Raw genomic sequence first — 16,422 nt, forward strand, 5'->3', positions numbered from 1 at the left:
AAAATATTAAGAAAATCGCAAAGTATATAAGGGCTTCCTGGGCTATAATGTTAACATATCTGAAGAAAGGTATGAGCAGTATAATGGAAAAACGAATTTTGATCACCGGAGTCAACGGCTTTTTAGGCTCCCGGCTTTTTGAATATTTTAAAGAACAGGAGGGGTATGACGTACTGGGGGTAACCCACAGGGAACTGGAAGTCAGTGATTCCCTGGCAGTGACCGCCTTTATAAATGCCATCCGTCCGGATTACGTCCTCCACTGTGCAGGTGTCTCTGATACAGGGATATGTGAGGCGGAGCCGGAGCTTTCCGAGCAGATCAATGTAAGGGGAACCGCCAACATGGCCAAGGCCTGCAGGCAGTCCAATACAAAGATGATATTTATGAGTTCGGACCAGATCTATAATGCCTCCTGTTCCATGGAACCCAACAGGGAAGAGCGGGTGCAGAGGCCCTGCACCGTGTATGGACGGGATAAAAAGCGGGCTGAGGAAGCCATGTTTGCCTGTCTGAGTGACGCAGTGGCCCTGCGCCTTACATGGATGTATGATTATCCGGTCAGGGAGCGGACAGGCGGCACCGGACTTTTGGGAAATCTTGTAAGCGCCCTTGAGGAGAACCGCAGGATGAAGCTGCCGGTTTACGATTACAGGGGCATTACTTATGTATGGAATGCGGTGCGCAGCATGACCCGGGCCCTGATGCTCCCGGGTGGGATCTATAATTTCGGCAGTGAAAACACCATGAATACCTATGACACGGCAGTTTTGTTTTTACAGGCCCTCACAGGCAGGGAGGATGTGTCTGCCTGGGCAGAGCCGGACAGGGAACGCTTTGCTGCCTCGCCGCGCAATCTTACCATTGACATCAGCCGGGTCAACAGCCATGGGATCGGGTTTGAGGACACGGCAGCCGGGATCAGGACCTGTCTGTCCGATTATAGGGGCAGATGACGCTTGGGCATGGATCTTTATACACCGGCAATGACACAAGATGAAAGGACGGGAAACCAATGAGCAAACAGAAATTCTCCCCCCAGGCAGTAAAGATACTGGCGGTCACCATTGTGTGCATGGCCATTATGTTGGGCGTGTCAGCTGTCAACAAGGCCAGGGGAGGAGAGCGCCTGGTCCGGGAATATACAGTTACCCAGGGCCTCCCAAGGCATGTGAAGTATGAAAACATGCCCTCGGATGAAGCCCAGCTGGCGGCGGCCTGGTATTTCAAATATATGGGTCTGGCCCAGTTTGACATGTGCCCAAGGCTGTTTCCCCAGGACCAGCCGGACAGCCTTAATTTTGAACAGAACCGTCAGGATTATGAGGAAGGCCGCTATATCAGGGAATATATCATACACAGCTTTGAGACCCTGCCAACCGTGGAATACGGGGACCGGAAGACGTACTATGATGAGAAAGCCCGGAGCTGCGGATACAAGGAATACCAGGTGGTGCGCGTGCATTTTTCACAGAAATGGTCAGACAAGGCTCTTGAAAGAGCGCCCCAGTGGGGGGACGGTGAGTTTACCAGGGATTTTGCGGTGGGAAAAGAGACAGGACTTAAGAGCAAATGGAAGATATTTGAACTGGGAATGATGTAATATGTGTTAAATCAAAAAGGAGGAGCAGCACGCTCTCCCGACACCGGCTGGAGAGTTGGATGTCAGGAAAGCTTGCTGCTCCTTAAGCGTTCATAATAGAAGATATACTGCTGCATTACACCGGCACACCCCTGGTATTGTCCAAAGCAATCCGTTACAATGCAATCCAACAGTCTGCCTTTGGGAGTGCGGCGGTATTTCCGTTGGTCATAATACTGGCTCATGAGAATTTTTTCAATCCAGGTATCCACGGGAAATGCGCTGATATGGTGGAGTCCAAACAGACAGACGCAGTTGGCTACCTTTTTCCCGATCCCGTAAAATCCGGTCAGGTACTCCATGGCCTCCTCATATCCCATCTGCGCCAGCCCTTTTAGGTCTAAGGCGCCTGAAACCGCGTCCTGGCACAGCCTGTGTATGTATTTTGCTCGGTATCCCAGCTTTAATGCCTGAAGCTCCTCCAGGGTGGCCCTGGATAATTCCCGGGGCGTAGGAAAGGCATGTACTGTTTCCATGTCCCCGCAGCCCGGATCCCCTTCAAGGGCCTTTCCGTAGGCGGCGCTCAGCGCTTCCACCAGCTCCCTGATCTTAGGGATCGTCTTTTGCTGGGAGATAACAAAGGTGATGATCATCTCCCAGGGATCCTGGCGCAGGATCCGTATCCCCCTTCCCGCCGCGGCCGCGGCCGCAAGATAGGAGTCCTCCGGCGCCACCGAGTCAATGACGGCCTGATAATCCGTGTCCACATCAAAATAAGTCAGCCAAAACCCCATGTCCTCCTCACCGCAGTCAAAGGAGAGTTCCAATCCCCTTTGCCAGATCCTCAGAACCCTTCCCCGGCTGATGATCCTGTAACCGCAGTCCCCATGTCCGGTCAGGGTCCCGGCCGCCAGGGGAGTCATCCGGAAACACTGTCCGGATTCAGCAATCTGCCTTAGGTCAAGGCAGGGTATCACACAACTGGTCATAATCCATCCCGCTTTCTAATCAAGTTTTTCCATATGGTATAGTGTAAACGCAAAGAGGCATTTCGTCAAATGAGATTTCCTGCCATCTCACAAAGGATGAAAAAACACTTGACATTTCCGGACAACCTGGCTAGAATGTACATTAGATTTAGAAGTTATGAAAAGGCAGTGAAAGTGTATAGTAGACATTTATCTTCCATCAGAGAGGGACGGCCACCGGCTGAAAGCCTGCCCGGGTTCAGATAAACAGTTGAAATTCCCACTGGAGCCGCATGGATGAAAGGATGATCCTATTCCCGTAGTCCGTGACGCTGGCACACGTTACGTGCATTTGAGTGTCTGCATTCAGGACCGTCAGGTCTTTGCAGGAACCAGGGTGGTACCGCGGGCTTATCGTCCCGTCCCTTCTTCATGAAGGGACGGGACTTTTTTGTATCACAGGGAATTCCACTGGAATTCCCTGTGATACAAAAAGCGCTCCGCAAAGACCGCACTGCGGCGGAAGGGAAGAAGCCGGTTGTATGAACAAAGAACAAAAAAGGAGAAGCCATGAAAGAGCAGTTAGAGAAAATCAAAGAAGAAGCCTTGAAAAAAATTGAAGCTTCCGATGCGCTGGAAAAACTGAATGACATCCGTGTGTCTTATCTGGGTAAAAAGGGAGAACTGACCAACCTTTTAAAAAGCATGAAGGATGTTGCACCTGAGGAGCGTCCAAAGGTGGGACAGATGGTAAACGATGCCAGAGCCGTCATCGAGGGCAAGCTGGAGGAGACAAAGAATGTCCTGGCCAGAAAAGCCAGGGAGGAGCAGCTGAAAAAGGAAGTCATTGACGTAACCCTTCCTGCAAACAAAAACAGCGTGGGGCACAGCCATCCCAATACCATTGCCCTGGAAGATGTGGAGCGCATCTTTGTGGGAATGGGATATGAAGTGGTAGAGGGACCTGAGGTGGAGTACGACAGGTATAACTTTGAAAAACTGAACATCCCCAAGGGACACCCGGCCAGGGATGAGCAGGATACATTTTATATAAATGACACCATTCTCCTGAGAAGCCAGACTTCTCCGGTCCAGGTCCGTACCATGGAAAAGGGGCATCTGCCCATCCGTATGATCGCGCCTGGCAGGGTATTCCGCTCCGATGAGGTGGATGCCACCCATTCCCCTTCCTTTCATCAGATCGAGGGACTGGTCATTGACAAGAATATTACCTTTGCGGATTTAAAGGGAACCCTGGCCGAGTTTGCCAGGGAACTGTTCGGACCTGAGACAAAGGTTAAATTCCGCCCCCATCATTTCCCGTTCACGGAGCCAAGCGCCGAGGTGGATGTGACCTGCTTTAAGTGCGGCGGCAAGGGCTGCCGGTTCTGCAAGGGCTCCGGCTGGATCGAGATCCTGGGCTGCGGCATGGTTCACCCTCATGTGCTGGAGATGTGTGATATTGACCCGGATGAGTACTCCGGCTTTGCCTTTGGCGTTGGCCTTGAGCGAATTGCTCTGCTTAAGTATGAGATTGACGACATGCGCCTTCTGTATGAGAACGATATCCGTTTCCTGAAGCAGTTCTGATAAGGGCTGTTGAGGCAAGAAGACCAGTACTGTATAGACTGTATAGCGTGAGTTTAGTGAATAATAAAGGAGAACCGATATGAATACAGCATTATCATGGATTAAAGCATATGTGCCGGACCTGGATGTGACTGCTCAGGAGTACACCGATGCCATGACGTTGACAGGGACAAAGGTGGAGGGCTTTACCTGTCTGGATAAAAACCTGGAGAAGATCGTGGTGGGAGAGATCCTCTCAGTGGAGCGCCACCCGGATGCCGACAAGCTGGTGGTGTGCCAGGTCAATGTGGGTCAGGCCGGGCCGGTACAGATCGTCACAGGAGCCCCCAATATCACTCTGGATTCCGTTGGGGAAAAGGTGCCTGTGGTCTTGGACGGAGGACGTGTGGCGGGAGGCCATGACGGAGGCCCCCTTCCCGAGGAAGGGATCAAGATCAAAAAGGGCAAGTTAAGAGGCGTGGAGTCCTGGGGTATGATGTGTTCCGTGGAGGAGCTGGGAGCTGAGCGGGAGATGTACCCGGACGCCCCGGAGAGCGGCATCTATATCCTTCCAAAGGACAGCGAACCGGGCAGTGACGCCCTGGTGATTCTGGGTATGCGGGATGTGGTGTTTGAATATGAGATCACCTCCAACCGTGTGGACTGCTACAGCGTGCAGGGGATCGCACGGGAGGCGGCGGCAACCTTCAGAAAGCCCTTCATCCCTCCGGTGGTCACTGCCACAGGCAATGGGGAGGATATCAACGACTACCTGAAAGTGCGGGTGGAGAATACACAGCTTTGTCCGCGTTACTGCGCAAGGATGGTAAAGAATATAAAGCTTGCCCCCTCTCCCAGGTGGATGCAGCGCCGTCTGGCAGCCAGCGGGATCCGTCCCATCAACAACATTGTGGATATAACCAATTATGTGATGGAAGAGTACGGACAGCCCATGCACGCCTTTGATTACGACCAGCTGGCAGGACATGAGATCATTGTAAAATGCGCAAAGGATGGAGATGTGTTCCAGACCCTGGACGGTCAGGAGAGAAAGCTGGACTCCACCATCCTGATGATCAATGACGGGGAAAAGGAAGTGGGAATTGCCGGTATCATGGGCGGTGAGAACTCCAAGATCACGGATGATGTAAAGACCATGGTATTTGAGTCAGCCTGCTTTAACGGCACCAATATCCGCCTTTCCGCTAAAAAGGTGGGACTGCGCACCGATGCATCAGGCAAGTATGAAAAGGGACTGGATCCCAACACGGCTGAGGAGGCTGTAAACCGCGCGTGCCAGCTGATCGAGGAGCTGGGAGCAGGAGAGGTTGTGGGAGGTATCATTGACATTTACCCGGTTAAAAAGGTGGAAAAGAGAATACCTTTTAACGCTGATAAGATCAACAAGCTCCTGGGCACCGATCTGCCGGAAGAGACCATGCTGGGGTATTTTAAAACCATAGAATTAAAATATGACCCTGAGACAAGGGAGGTGATCGCTCCTACCTGGCGTCAGGACCTGGAGCGCATGGCGGACCTGGCTGAGGAAGTGGCCAGATTTTACGGCTATGACAAGATCCCAACAACCCTTCCATCAGGGGAGGCAACCACGGGAAAACTTTCCTATAAGCTGCGCATTGAGGAGATAGCCAGGGAAATCGCCCAGTTCTGCGGATTTTCACAGGGAATGACCTATTCCTTTGAAAGCCCCAGGGTATTTGACAAAATGCTGATACCGGCAGACAGCCGTCTGCGCATGACCGTGAACATTTCCAATCCCCTGGGAGAGGATTTCAGCGTGATGCGCACCAGTTCCCTGAACGGAATGCTCACCTCCCTGTCAACCAACTATAACCGCCGGAACAAGGACGTGCGCCTGTACGAGCTGGCTAATGTATACCGTCCAAAGGCAGTTCCCCTTACGGAGCTTCCTGATGAGCGCATGCAGTTTACCCTGGGTATGTACGGGGACGGGGATTTCTTTACCATGAAGGGCGTTGTGGAGGAGTTTTTTGAAAAGGCAGGAATGCATAAAAAACCCCATTACGACCCAAATGGAGACCATCCTTACCTTCATCCGGGAAGAAAGGCCGACATTGTATATGACGGAAGGGTTGTGGGCTTTTTAGGCGAGGTCCACCCGGATGTGGCCGACAACTACAAAATCGGGGACAGGGCGTATATTGCAGTGATCGACATGCCGTCCATCATGGAGTTCACCACATTTGACAGGAAATATTCAGGAATTGCCAGATTCCCTGCCGTAACCCGCGACATCAGCATGGTGGTTCCAAAGGATATCCTTGTGGGACAGATTGAGGATGTGATCGAACAGAGGGGAGGAAAATTCCTGGAAAGCTATAAGCTGTTTGATGTGTATGAGGGTGCCCAGGTGCTGTCCGGGCATAAGTCCGTGGCATATTCCATCACCTTCAGGGCAAAGGACCATACCCTGGAGGATAAGGAAGTAACTGCGATCATGAATAAAATACTCAATGGGCTGGGAGATCTTGGAATCGAACTGAGAGCTTAGCCTGTGCAACTTGTATGGTAAACGGTGCAAGGACTGCCGCGGCGCATGGGAGCATGCTGTCCGCGGCAGTCCGTTTATGGGGCGCGGACAAGCCGGGGCGGATTGAAAATGAGGCGGAGCTGCCGGTCAGCCGGGCCCAAAGGGCAGCAGGAACTGCGGCCGTCCGGCAGCATAGGGCGCGATGTCGTATTCCTGGAAGTACAGGACCAGGCCGTCCGTTGTCAGGTAATAGTTTTCCTCCTTAAATGTTTTCCTTATAAGGGCGGCATAGTCCTCAAAAAAGGCGCCTGGTTCCGTGCGCAGATGTTCTGTGATCCGTTGTTCGATATAGTTTTGTATGTTATCAGCATAATGGGGATCCGACTGGAAAAATTCTCCCAGCTGCATCTGCCTGCCATTTGAAAAATTCCAGGTATCGGAGGTGCGGACAGTGGAACCGTGGGCTCCGCCCATAAATGTATACTGGTCAAAGTACAGACTGGTGATACAGCCGTAGTTAAGGGGGACCGTGTAGGCGATGTTGAACTCGTAGGTGTGGAAGGGAGGGATGTTGTCCTCGATATACCGGGCATCTTCTGCGGCCTGGGGGTAGAGCACGGTGCGGCAGTACTGCTCCTTTTCCTTTGCAACGGATGCGTAATGTGCGTTGGCTGTCTGCGCAGCGGTCTGGCTGCAGGTGGAGAGAAAGGTGGGGAATTCAATGGTATATTTTAAGACCGGTATATCGCGGCTGTAAAACGTATGTTCCAGGGAATGGTGGATGATGGTCTGCATGGGGGCTCCACTGTAAGGTTTGCATTATTATATGTGGGTTTTGGGGGAAATGTCCCGGGGAACGGAGGAAGGCTTTCAGGCAAACATCCTTTGTGCTTGTAAAACTTTGGAATATTCAGTATAATCAAATTATGCATGGGGCGGACATTGGCGGAGGAATCAGGGATATGAGTAAATATGAACAAATGATAAGCGGAATACGGTCGGAATATGGAGCCCATTTTCTCATGGACTTTATGCCGGCCGTTTTTTTTTCGATGCTCAATGGATGCAGTGAGAAAAGTGGACATGGCAAACCGGACGATGCTGGATCTTTTTGGATGCAGGGACACGGCCGAGTTTGAGGACCTTACAGGGGGGACGCTGGAGGGGATGATCCTTGACAAGGATTATGAGCATGCGATCATGGAATCACGGAATCAGTTGTGCCAGGGAAAGGATATCCTTAAGACAGAGTTCCGCATTGTGAGAAAGGACAAAAGCACCCGGTGGGTGGACTGCAGAGGCCGTATCATTGAGGGGGAGAAGGGACAGAGATGGGTTTACACCATTATGCTGGATGACACGGAGGACAAGAAGCAGATCCATACCTACAGGGAAAAGTCCAGGCGGGATTCCCTTACCGGCCTGCTGAACAGGGAGGCGTCCAAAGAACAGATAACCCAGTATCTGGAAGCTGTTGGGACAGAGGGCACCGCGGCCCTGATGATCATAGACATAGATAATTTTAAAGATATCAATGATACAAAGGGGCATCTTTTTGGGGATAGTGTTCTGACGGAAGTGGCCAAGTGCATCAGCGGTGTTTCGAGGAGAAGTGATGTGGTGAGCCGGATCGGCGGCGATGAATTCCTGGTGTTTTTGATCGGGGTCAGCGGACAGGAGGAGGTCATGGCCTATGGCGGCAGGATCATGGAAGGCCTGGCCGGCATCTCCGCCCCGGCGGCGGAATCCTTCCGCCTCAAATGCTGCATCGGTGTGGCCATGTATCCGGAGCATGCAACGGAATTTGACCAGCTCTTTGCCAAGGCGGACATTGCGCTTTATTCGGGAAAGAAAAGCGGGAAGGGGAAATGTGTCTTTTATCAGTCCTCACTGCCCTCCGTGGATGCTGCCAGGTGGGAGTCCTTTTCCGCCCGGGTCCCAAGGATTGATTCCGAGGACGAGCGGATCTACAGCGGGGACAGGATCATCCACTATGTATTTAAGGCCCTGTATGAATCAGGGAATACCAGGGAAGCGATCGACTCCATACTTAAGATCGTGGGAATTCAGTTTAATGTAAGCCGCGTTTATATATTTGAGGACAGCCCGGACGGGCGGCTTATGAGCAATACTTTTGAATGGTGCAATCAGGGGATCAGCCCCCAGATCGACAACCTGCAGAATATGTCCTATGAGACGGATGCCCCCGGTTACCGGGACAATTTTGATGAGAACGGCGTCTTTTTGTGCATGGATGTGGATGTGCTCCCTCCTGTGCAGAAAAGGGTGCTCACCTCCCAGGATATCAAGGCCATTCTCCAGTGCGGTATCTATGACAACGGAAAGCTGGTTGGATTTATCGGCTTTGACGAGTGCAAGGAGAACCGGCAGTGGACAGGTGCACAGGTGGAGGCGCTCACCTACGTGGCCCGGATCGTGGGAACCTTTCTTCTCAAGGACCGTGCCCAGAATGTGCTGAAGCAGGAACTTTCCAGTCTTCAGAACGTGCTGGACGGCGTGACGGAACAGATCAGCTGCAGGGAACAGGGGGCGGAGGACATTGACGGCCTTACCAACCTGCTTACCGCCGGGGCGTTTGAGCGGAGGATGGAGGAGTATCTGAAAACAGAACCGAGGGAAGGCACCCCGGCGGCATTGCTTTTGGACATGGACCATTTCCAGGACATTAACAAGGCCAGGGGAAAGCTGTTTGGCAATGTGGTGCTGATGAATGTCGCCAGTTGTCTGAAACGGGCATGCAGGGAGGGGGACCTGATCGGCCGTTTTGGCGGGGATGAGTTCCTGGTGCTTCTCAAGAACACGGACAAGGAGGAGGCGATCAGGATCGCTTCCTCCATATCCGGGGATATCGGATGCATTCTGGCGGACAGCCAGGGCGGCCTTATGAAGGTCAGCTGCAGCATTGGCATACGGATGGTTGCGAGAGACGAAAAAGGATTCTACGATGTCATGGTGAAGGCGGATCAGGCCATGCACGAGGCAAAGAAAGAGGGCAAGGGCGGCATCCGGTTTTACGAGTCTGTTGAGGACAAGAGGGATGAGGAGTTTACCTATGAACGGCTGAAGCGTTCCAATGATGAGAAGCGCAGGGAGCAGAGCAGCCTGCAGGACAAGACCAGCACAACGGTTGCCCTGGAGGTGTTTGAAAAGACCTCCTCCTTTGAGGAGGCGCTGCACATCCTCATGGGATTCATGGGCAACCGGTTTTGCCTGAACCGCATTGTCCTCTATATGAATGGGGAAAATGAGCAGGGGCTGGCTTACCAATGGGTGGATGACAGGACCGCCATGTTATTTGACCCATCGGACAGTTTCCGCAAGGAAGAGTTTTATCTCAGTTATAATCTCTATGACAGCGATGGAATCGCGGTTTTAAAAAGAAGCGGCCTGAAGCATTACAATACCGGACTGCTGCGGCTCATGGACAGGGCAAAGGCAAAGACCATGCTGTTTGCAAGCGTAACCATAGACAACCAATACACAGGTATGCTGGTGCTGGTCAATACGGAGGAGGAACGGGACTGGCCTGTGGCGGAGCGGGGAGCCATATCTGAGATCGCCCGCGTGGTGGGGATCAACGCCAAGTCATCCCTGCGCCTGAAGGAGGCCAGGCGGGAGGCCGAATACTACAAGAACAGGGACATCCTCACAGGTCTTATGAACTATGACCGGTTCAAGGAAGACTGTCAAAAGGTGCTGGATGACAGGAAAGAAAGCTATGTGATCATATCCAGCGATATCAAAGGATTCAAATTCATCAATGAGGAGGTGGGATATACCCAGGGGGATAATATCCTGCGTATGTTTGCCGACATGCTGATCCAGAATGGGCGGGAGGAAAATTTCTACACCAGGGTCAGCGCGGACCAGTTCCTGACCTTTGGTATCTGCAGGATGGAACGGGATGGGTTTGTGCGGATGGTCCGGCACCTTAACGAGGAATTCTGCAGGATACAGAACGGGATCTTTGCCAAGATCAATATCATGATACGCTCCGGCATTTATTTTATCGAAGATGAATGCCGGGAGATCGAGACAGCCATTGACCGGGCTGCCATTGCCAGAAAGTCCGTGGACTACATTATGAAATCCACTGAGGTGGTGTTTAACGATGGTCCCTTTGACAGTAGTTTCCGCGAAAATGAGATCATAAACAGGATGGAGTATGCCCTGAAGCATGAGGAATTTAAAGTCTATCTTCAGCCCAAGTTTTCTCTTGTGGATTATACTCTTGTTGGGGCGGAGGCCCTTGTGAGATGGCAGCGGGAAGACGGGCGGATCATGGGGCCGGGTACATTCATCCCTCTGTTTGAAAAGAACGGTTTTATCTCCCAGGTGGATTACTGCCTTTTTATACAGGTGTGCAGGAAGCTGAGGGAGTGGCAGGATGAGGGCGGAAGTCCGGTCTGCATTTCCCTGAACCTTTCCAGTGTGGATATCTGTGTAAAGGGAATCCTGGAGGAGATCCTGGAGGGAACAAAGAAATACGGGATCGACCACAGGTATCTGGAGTTTGAACTGACAGAGACTGCCTTTTTGGAGGATACGGAGCGGACCTATCATGTGATGAAGGTGCTGAGGGACAGCGGGTTCACCACGTCCATTGATGATTTTGGTTCCGGTTACTCCATCATGAATATGATGGCGGATATCCCCTGTGACGTGATCAAGCTGGACTGCGGGTTTGTGCAGTCCTGTCAGAAGACGGACCGGGGCAGGGAATTTCTAAGACAGCTGATCCAGATGACCAACAAGATGGGATTTACATCCCTGTGCGAGGGAATCGAGACAAAAGAGCAGCTGCAGATGGTGTCGGAGATGGGCTGTTCCATTGGACAGGGCTTCTATTTTGCAAGGCCCATGCCCATGGATGAATTTTTTGAAAGATTTTGTAAAAAATCCATTGACAAAAACTGATTCATCCATTATAATAACCTACGTTGCTTGCGAGAGCAGCGTAACGCAGAAGTGGCGGAATTGGCAGACGCGCACGGTTCAGGTCCGTGTGGTAGTAATACCTTGAGGGTTCGACTCCCTTCTTCTGCAGTCATTTAAAGAGCAGGAAGCAGAATATGCTTCCTTTTTTTTGTATCATATGAAATCCCTATGATACGAAAAACGCTCCGCAAAGACCGCGCCGCGGCGGAAGGGAAGTTTTCGCTGAAACAGCCCGCCGCAGACGGTGAATCCTGCAAACAAAAGTGAATGTTATAATAAAAATCAGGATTTAAGGGAAAACTATAAATGTTGCAATTGCAACAGACATTTTCTGCCATAAGAGGTAAAGTTTTGATAGTAATTTACTAGGAAATAGTATATACTGTAAGTTGTGGCTTAAAAAGCGTGTTCCCTTGTAGACGAAGGGTATGGGTCGTGTATTTTGCGCGCCCTGAAATAAAAAGAAGAGATAAAAGAGAGGTAGGAAACAAGATGCTTACATTAGAGAATCTCTCCTTTGATGTGAATGATGAAAAAGGAGAAAAGGGGATCATTAAGGACATAAGCTTTACGGTCAATGACGGAAAGTTCGTTGTGATCACCGGTCCCAACGGGGGAGGAAAATCTACAACAGCGAAACTGATCATGGGGATAGAGCGGCCCACAGGAGGGCGCATCCTGTTTGACGGACAGGATATCACGGATATGAGCATCACAGACAGGGCCAATCTGGGAATCAGCTTTGCCTTTCAGCAGCCGGTCCGTTTTAAGGGAGTGCAGGTACTGGATCTTCTCCGGCTGGCTTCGGGAAAGACGCTGACAGTAGCTGAAGCCTGTCAATATCTGGCAGAGGTAGGACTTTGCGCAAAGGATTATATCAACCGCGAGGTAAATGCCAGCCTGTCAGGAGGAGAACTTAAGAGGATCGAGATTGCCACTGTCATTGCCAGGGGATCCAGGCTTTCCGTGTTTGATGAGCCGGAGGCGGGGATCGATCTGTGGAGCTTCCAGAACCTGATCCAGGTATTTGAGCGCATGCGCCAGAATACCAATGGATCCATCCTGATCATTTCCCATCAGGAGCGCATCCTGAATATTGCGGACGAGATCGTGGTAATTGCAGACGGACGGGTGGTAAACCAGGGTACAAGAGATGAAATCATGCCTCAGATCATGGGAACTGCTTCCGCGGTAGACGCGTGCAGCAAGTTCTATGAGACAGCATAGCAAGAGGAGGAGTGAGCGACATGACAGATGCAATACAGGAGAGAATCTTAGAGGAAGTGGCAGGCCTTCACGGCGTGCCCGAGGGCGCGTATAACATCCGTGCCAATGGAAAGACAGCAAGCCGCAGCACAACGGCTAATATTGATATTGTCACAAAGACAGACAAACCAGGCATCGATATCAGGATCAAGCCCGGGACCAGGAATGAGAGCGTACACATTCCCGTAGTAGTAAGCGCCAGCGGTTTAAAGGAAATGGTATACAATGACTTTTTTATCGGAGATGACTCTGATGTGGTGATCGTGGCCGGCTGCGGCATCCATAACTGCGGGGACCAGGATTCCGAGCATGACGGCATCCACCGCTTCTTTGTAGGGAAAAATGCAAAGGTCAAATACGTGGAAAAGCATTACGGGGAAGGGGACGGCCATGGCAAGCGCATACTGAATCCGGGTACGGAAGTGTATATGGAAGAGAACAGCTTTATGGAGATGGAGATGGTCCAGATCAAGGGTGTGGACTCCACCAACAGGACCAACACCGCGGAATTGGCGTCCGGGGCCAAGCTGATCGTGCGTGAGCGCCTTCTCACCCATGGTACACAGGAGGCTGAGAGCACCTATATCGTAAACCTGAACGGGGATGATTCCAGCGCGGACGTGGTTTCCCGCTCCGTTGCAAAGGACAACTCCAAGCAGACCTTTAACTCTAAGATCGTGGGCAATGCAAAGTGCAGCGGCCACACGGAGTGTGATGCCATTATCATGGACGATGCCAAGATTTTCGCCATACCGGGTCTTATTGCCAATAACATTGACGCGGCCCTGATCCATGAGGCTGCCATTGGCAAGATCGCAGGAGAACAGATCGTGAAGCTGATGACCCTGGGACTGACCGAGGAAGAAGCAGAGGCCCAGATCGTTAACGGATTCCTGAAATAAAAGCAGGCGCGGGGGGAAAAGATGAAGGGGAATACAAAAGAGGGAAGGGCGTCTGCCCTTCTCCCGATTCTGGTGTTTCTGTTGATATTCTTAGGTTCCGGTTTTATCACCGGGAACTTTTACAGCATGCCGGCCATTGCGGCATTTCTTATTGCACTGCTGGTAGCGTTTGTGCAGAACAGAGAACTCTCATTTTCAGAAAAGATCAGGCTGGCGGCAGAGGGCGTTGGTGATGAGAATATTATCACCATGTGCCTTATATTTTTAGCTGCAGGAGCATTTACAGGAGCGGTGAAAGCAGCGGGAGGCGTGGACAGCACCGTGAACCTGGGCTTGTCCATTCTGCCCTCCAATGTGGCGGTGGCAGGCCTGTTTCTCATAGGCTGTTTCATATCCATCTCCATGGGAACTTCCGTGGGAACCATCACGGCCCTGGCCCCCATTGCGGTGGGAATCAGTGAAAAAACCGGTTTTTCCATGGCTGTCTGCGCAGGGGCGGTGGTGGGAGGCGCCATGTTCGGTGATAACCTGTCCATGATAAGCGATACCACCATTGCCGCTGTCAAGACCCAGGGATGTGAGATGAAGGACAAGTTTAAGGAAAATTTCCTTATTGTGCTTCCGGCAGCCATTGCAACCATTATCCTATTCCTGGTGTTAGGAAGGGACGCCGCCTTTAGGCTGACCGGGAATCTGTCCTACAACCTGTTCCGGGTGCTTCCCTATGTGGTGGTCCTGGCAGGTGCCCTGGCCGGGGTGAACGTGTTTGCGGTACTTATCGCAGGCACGGTGCTGTCCCTGATCACAGGCGTGGCCACAGGCGCATTTCCCCTGGGGGAGATGTTTAACCATGTGGGAGCGGGGATCACGGGCATGTACGACATTACGGTCATCTCCGTGGTCGTGGCCTGTATTGTGGCCCTGGTCAGGGAGTACGGCGGCATTGATTTTATCCTGGCATTTATCAGGAAAAGGATCAGCGGCGAACGGGGCGGTGAGCTGGGCATCGCGGCCCTGGCCCTTCTGGTGGACATGTGCACGGCCAACAACACGGTGGCCATTGTCATGTCCGGTCCCATTGCAAAGGAGATCAGCGATGACTTTGGGGTGACTCCCAGGCGCAGCGCATCCCTTTTGGATATGTTCAGTTCCATGGGACAGGGGCTGATCCCCTATGGGGCCCAGCTTCTTGCGGCTGCAACCATTACAGGGCTTACACCCTTTGAAATCATACCTTACTGCTTTTATCCCATTCTCATGGGAGTCAGCGGCCTTGCATTTATTTTTATAAAAAAACGAACAAGAGAATAGGATGAAGATAATATGAAGACAAAGAATCAATGGGCCAGTAAACTGGGATTTATCATGGCCACGGCAGGAGCAGCCATCGGACTGGGAAACCTTTGGAAATTTCCCTACCTTATGGGACGCAACGGAGGCGCATCCTTCCTTGCGGTATACCTGTTCTTTATCTGCATACTGGGCGTTCCTGTTATGATGATAGAGATGTCCCTGGGCAGAAGGACGCGCCACGACCCCATCCAGGCATACGGGGATATCACCTCCAACGCGCGGATCGTGGGTGTGTTCGGGGTGGCGGCGGCATTTCTCATCCTGTCCTATTACAGTGTGATCGGCGGCTGGATCATCAAGTATATTGTCAGCTATGCAAGCACCTTCCAGGCGCCTGCGGATTTTGAGGCATTTATAAGCGCTCCCTTTGAGCCTGTGGTCTGGCATTTCCTGTTTCTGCTTGTGACCACCACCATCTGCTGCTTTGGAATCGGCGGGATCGAGAAGGTGAGTAAGATCATGATGCCCCTGCTGTTTGTGCTTCTTCTGGTCATTATCGGAAGGGGAATCACCCTTCCCGGCGCTGGGGAAGGGTTTAAATTCGTCTTTATTCCCAACCGTTCGGCCTTTAACATGACGGCGGTCAGCGCTGCCCTTGGGCAGGTGTTCTACTCCCTCAGCCTGTGCATGGGAATCACCATTACCTATGGTAGCTACCTCAGCGACCAGGAGAATATTCCCAGGAGCTGCCTCAGTGTAGCGGGGCTGGACACCGTCATCGCCCTGATGGCAGGGATCGCTATTTTCCCGGCCGTGTTCTCCTTTGGCCTGGAACCGGGACAGGGCCCGGGCCTTATTTTCGGAACCCTGCCCAAGGTGTTTTCCGCAATCAAGGGCGGCCCGTTTTTTGCGCTTGTTTTCTTCACACTGGTGTTCTTCGCAGCGGTCACCAGCGCCATTGCCCTGTTGGAGGTCACCGTATCCTTTGCCCTGGATACCCTGCGCCTGAGCCGCCGCACCGGTACCATCCTTCTGGGAACTGCCTGTTTCCTGGTGGGCATTCCCAGCGCGCTTTCCTTCGGGACCCTGAGCCATGTGACCATACTGAATTACAGTGTATTTGATTTCATTGGAATGATAACCGACAATATACTTCTGCCCCTGGGAGGCGTGACCATGTGTTACTATATAGGATGGAAATGGGACCCCCAGTACCTGGTGGAGGAGATTGAGAAGGACGGGATCCCCTTTAAACTGAAAAAGCTCTGGATCCTCTGTATCCGCTTCCTGACCCCGATCATGGTGCTGGCAGTCACCATCACCGGCTTTTACAACATTTATATGACGGTCAGGGGATGAGAACCGGCTGAC

Annotated in this window: 11 protein-coding genes and 1 tRNA gene; 10 read left to right on the plus strand and 2 right to left on the minus strand. The window is 51.9% G+C overall.

Annotated features, from left to right (window positions below; translation table 11 throughout):
* Nucleotides 1-83: 83 nt before the first annotated feature.
* Nucleotides 84-956: a sugar nucleotide-binding protein gene (locus tag CLFS41_RS12485; protein ID WP_045092470.1), complete on the plus strand. Its 873-nt coding sequence runs from the start codon at nt 84-86 to the stop codon at nt 954-956.
* A gap of 59 nt (nt 957-1,015) precedes the next feature.
* The gene (locus CLFS41_RS12490) at nt 1,016-1,603 is read left to right on the plus strand and encodes a hypothetical protein (protein WP_045092471.1); all 588 of its coding nucleotides are present in this window, start codon (nt 1,016-1,018) and stop codon (nt 1,601-1,603) included.
* Nucleotides 1,604-1,665: 62 nt separating this feature from the next.
* Here the strand turns inward: CLFS41_RS12490 and CLFS41_RS12495 are convergent, their stop codons facing one another.
* On the minus strand, nt 1,666-2,571 hold the full coding sequence (locus tag CLFS41_RS12495; protein ID WP_007858700.1) for a DNA glycosylase: 906 nt from the start codon (nt 2,569-2,571) through the stop codon (nt 1,666-1,668).
* Between the two features lie 549 nt (nt 2,572-3,120).
* Here CLFS41_RS12495 and pheS point away from each other — a divergent pair.
* Both pheS and pheT read left to right on the plus strand, forming a co-directional pair.
* On the plus strand, nt 3,121-4,140 hold the full coding sequence (pheS, locus tag CLFS41_RS12500) for a phenylalanine--tRNA ligase subunit alpha (RefSeq protein ID WP_045092472.1): 1,020 nt from the start codon (nt 3,121-3,123) through the stop codon (nt 4,138-4,140).
* Between the two features lie 79 nt (nt 4,141-4,219).
* Entirely contained in the window at nt 4,220-6,652 is a 2,433-nt protein-coding gene (gene pheT, locus CLFS41_RS12505) for a phenylalanine--tRNA ligase subunit beta (protein WP_007858697.1), read from the plus strand.
* A 126-nt stretch (nt 6,653-6,778) separates the two neighbouring features.
* Here pheT and CLFS41_RS12510 read toward each other — a convergent pair whose 3' ends face one another.
* Nucleotides 6,779-7,426, minus strand: coding sequence for a DUF3298 and DUF4163 domain-containing protein (locus CLFS41_RS12510; protein WP_007858696.1), 648 nt, complete (start codon nt 7,424-7,426; stop codon nt 6,779-6,781).
* Nucleotides 7,427-7,714: 288 nt separating this feature from the next.
* On the opposite strand from CLFS41_RS12510, the gene CLFS41_RS12515 reads away from it, so the two are divergent.
* From CLFS41_RS12515 to CLFS41_RS12540, 6 genes are all read left to right on the plus strand, one after another.
* Complete coding sequence (locus CLFS41_RS12515; protein ID WP_242856841.1) at nt 7,715-11,569, plus strand: diguanylate cyclase; 3,855 nt, start codon at nt 7,715-7,717, stop codon at nt 11,567-11,569.
* Nucleotides 11,570-11,614: 45 nt separating this feature from the next.
* A tRNA-Leu gene (locus CLFS41_RS12520) sits at nt 11,615-11,698 on the plus strand.
* A 384-nt stretch (nt 11,699-12,082) separates the two neighbouring features.
* Nucleotides 12,083-12,817 carry an ATP-binding cassette domain-containing protein gene (locus CLFS41_RS12525; protein ID WP_007858694.1) on the plus strand — a complete coding sequence of 245 codons (735 nt, stop codon included), beginning with the start codon at nt 12,083-12,085 and terminating at the stop codon, nt 12,815-12,817.
* Between the two features lie 20 nt (nt 12,818-12,837).
* A complete protein-coding gene (locus CLFS41_RS12530; RefSeq protein WP_007858693.1) occupies nt 12,838-13,758 on the plus strand; it encodes a SufD family Fe-S cluster assembly protein in 921 nt (306 codons plus the stop codon).
* Nucleotides 13,759-13,779: 21 nt separating this feature from the next.
* On the plus strand, nt 13,780-15,069 hold the full coding sequence (locus CLFS41_RS12535) for a Na+/H+ antiporter NhaC family protein (protein WP_007858692.1): 1,290 nt from the start codon (nt 13,780-13,782) through the stop codon (nt 15,067-15,069).
* Nucleotides 15,070-15,081: 12 nt separating this feature from the next.
* Nucleotides 15,082-16,410, plus strand: a complete 1,329-nt coding sequence (locus tag CLFS41_RS12540) for a sodium-dependent transporter (RefSeq protein ID WP_007858691.1) — start codon at nt 15,082-15,084, stop codon at nt 16,408-16,410.
* Nucleotides 16,411-16,422 lie beyond the last annotated feature (12 nt).

It is taken from the genome of Clostridium sp. FS41, assembly GCF_000954015.1.
In the GTDB taxonomy this organism is placed as follows: domain Bacteria; phylum Bacillota; class Clostridia; order Lachnospirales; family Lachnospiraceae; genus Enterocloster; species Enterocloster citroniae.

Excerpts from the sequence above, each read along its gene's own strand:
- CLFS41_RS12525 (WP_007858694.1), top strand. The coding sequence starts at position 12,083 with ATGCTTACATTAGAGAATCTCTCCTTTGATGTGAATGATGAAAAAGGA.
- CLFS41_RS12490 (WP_045092471.1), top strand. The coding sequence starts at position 1,016 with ATGAGCAAACAGAAATTCTCCCCCCAGGCAGTAAAGATACTGGCGGTC.
- CLFS41_RS12515 (WP_242856841.1), top strand. The coding sequence starts at position 7,715 with ATGGCAAACCGGACGATGCTGGATCTTTTTGGATGCAGGGACACGGCC.
- pheS (WP_045092472.1), top strand. The coding sequence starts at position 3,121 with ATGAAAGAGCAGTTAGAGAAAATCAAAGAAGAAGCCTTGAAAAAAATT.
- CLFS41_RS12485 (WP_045092470.1), top strand. The coding sequence starts at position 84 with ATGGAAAAACGAATTTTGATCACCGGAGTCAACGGCTTTTTAGGCTCC.
- CLFS41_RS12540 (WP_007858691.1), top strand. The coding sequence starts at position 15,082 with ATGAAGACAAAGAATCAATGGGCCAGTAAACTGGGATTTATCATGGCC.
- CLFS41_RS12535 (WP_007858692.1), top strand. The coding sequence starts at position 13,780 with ATGAAGGGGAATACAAAAGAGGGAAGGGCGTCTGCCCTTCTCCCGATT.
- pheT (WP_007858697.1), top strand. The coding sequence starts at position 4,220 with ATGAATACAGCATTATCATGGATTAAAGCATATGTGCCGGACCTGGAT.
- CLFS41_RS12530 (WP_007858693.1), top strand. The coding sequence starts at position 12,838 with ATGACAGATGCAATACAGGAGAGAATCTTAGAGGAAGTGGCAGGCCTT.
- CLFS41_RS12510 (WP_007858696.1), bottom strand. The coding sequence starts at position 7,426 with ATGCAGACCATCATCCACCATTCCCTGGAACATACGTTTTACAGCCGC.
- CLFS41_RS12495 (WP_007858700.1), bottom strand. The coding sequence starts at position 2,571 with ATGACCAGTTGTGTGATACCCTGCCTTGACCTAAGGCAGATTGCTGAA.